Annotated in this window: 1 protein-coding gene; it reads left to right on the top strand. The window is 66.3% G+C overall.

What is annotated here, in order from left to right:
- On the top strand, positions 1-2,108 hold a 2,108-nt coding region (locus tag F0Q45_RS30020; protein WP_149656531.1), incomplete at both ends, for an AMP-binding protein.

The raw sequence follows: 2,108 nt of genomic DNA, 5'->3' as shown, positions 1-2,108 counted from the left end.
CACAACATCACCCAACTCTTCACCTCCATGTGCCAAGGCCTGACGCCCGCCCCCGGACAGGTGTGGACCCAATGCCATTCGTATGCCTTCGACTTCTCCGTCTGGGAAATCTGGGGCGCACTGCTCCACGGCGGACGCCTGGTCGTGGTCCCCGAAGCCGTGACCCGCTCCCCAGCAGACCTGCTTGCATTGCTGGTTCACGAACGGGTCACCGTGCTGAGTCAGACCCCATCAGCGTTCTACGCGCTGCAAGCGGCCGACGCCGCTCAGCCCGAGCTGGGGCGCCAGCTAGAGCTGGATGCGGTGGTGTTCGGTGGTGAAGCTTTGCAACCGCAGCGCCTTGGTGCGTGGCGCGACAACCATCCGAGTCAGCCGCGGCTGATCAACATGTACGGCATCACCGAAACCACCGTGCATGCCTCCTTCCGCGAGATCGTCGAACACGACATGCACAGCGGAGTCAGCCCGATCGGGGTGCCAGGGTCCGCGGGCGCGTTGTTTGTGTTGGATGCGGGTTTGCGGCCGGTACCCACCGGGGTGGCTGGGGAGTTGTATGTGGCCGGTGCGGGGGCGGGTGTGGGGTATATGCGTCGGTCGGGGTTGACCGCTGCACGGTTCGTGGCGTGCCCGTTCAGCGTTGCGGGAGCGCCGGGGACACGGATGTACCGCACGGGGGATGTGGTGCGCTGGGGGGCCGATGGGCAGCTGTGTTATGTCGGACGCGCCGATGAGCAGGTCAAGATCCGCGGCTACCGCATCGAGTGCGCCGAGATCGAGTCGTTGCTAACGGCCCATCCGCGGGTGGCCCAGGCGGCGGTGCTCGCCCGTGCGACGGATGGCACCGAGGGTGTCGGCGATAGGCAGCTGGTGGGGTATGTGGTGCTGGATCAGGCGGCGTTGCTGGCGCGGGAGGCCAAGCGGGAGGCCGGACTAGTTGAGCAATGGCGCGGGGTGTATGACGGCCTGTACGCCGGGCCGACTCAGGCAGCGCTTGGGGAGAATTTCGGGGGCTGGACCAGCAGTTATACCGGGGCGGCGATCCCGCTAGACGAGATGCGCGAGTGGCGCTCGGCCACGGTAAACCGGATATCAGCGCTAACTCCGCAGCGGGTCCTCGAAATCGGGGTGGGTTCGGGGCTGCTGCTGGCCCAGCTGGCCCCGATGTGCACCGAGTATTGGGGAACAGACTTGTCTGCGCCCACAATCGAGACCCTGCACGCCGCGGCCGGCTCGCAGCCGTGGGGTGACCGGGTGCGCTTAGCCGTCCAACCCGCCCATATCGCCGACGGGCTACCCCAAGGCCATTTCGATGTGGTGGTCCTCAACTCGGTCATCCAATACTTCCCCAGCGCAGGCTATCTACTCGACGTGCTGGCAACCGCGATGCGGCTGCTGGCACCAGGCGGGGCACTGTTCCTCGGCGACGTACGCAACCTGACACTGCTGCGCGCATTCACCACCGCAATCGTCGCCCACGACCCCGACGCCCACGAAACCGCCGCCGCGCTGCGCGCACGGATCCGCCGAGAAATGCTCGCCGAACAAGAACTGCTGCTCGCCCCGGAGTTCTTCACCGCCCTGCCCCAACACCTTGGCGACCTCGCCGCCGTCGACATCCAGCTCAAACACCTGGAATCGGTCAACGAACTCAGCAACTACCGCTACGACGTGGTGCTACGCAAAGCGCCCATACCCGTACACTCCCTCGCCGACCTACCGACCCAACCCTGGCAGCAGCTGAACAACCTGACCGCACTGGCCCACTACCTGCAATCCCGGCAGCCAACGCAGCTGCGCGTCACCGGCATACCCCACGCCGGGATCTGGCCCGACGTCGCACTGGCCCACGCGCTGACCGAAGCCGACGATCACGCCCCGATCCACCAGCTGCGCGCCGCCATATCGACCCCCGACGACGCGGTCCTACCGCACCAATGCCACCAACTGGCACAACAACTCGGCTACACCACCACACTGACCTGGTCACCCACCCCCGGCCTGATCGACGTCATCTACACCCGCGCTACTCAACCGCCTGACGACGCAATCTTGGCGTTGTCAGAGGTGTACGTGCCGGCGGGGGCGGTGGCCTCGGTGGCGGGGTATGC

Source organism: Mycobacterium simiae (assembly GCF_008370645.1).
Lineage (GTDB): Bacteria > Actinomycetota > Actinomycetes > Mycobacteriales > Mycobacteriaceae > Mycobacterium > Mycobacterium simiae_A.
The sequence above is the reverse complement of the archived record's forward strand: the minus strand, read 5'-3'. Positions and strand labels throughout refer to the sequence as shown.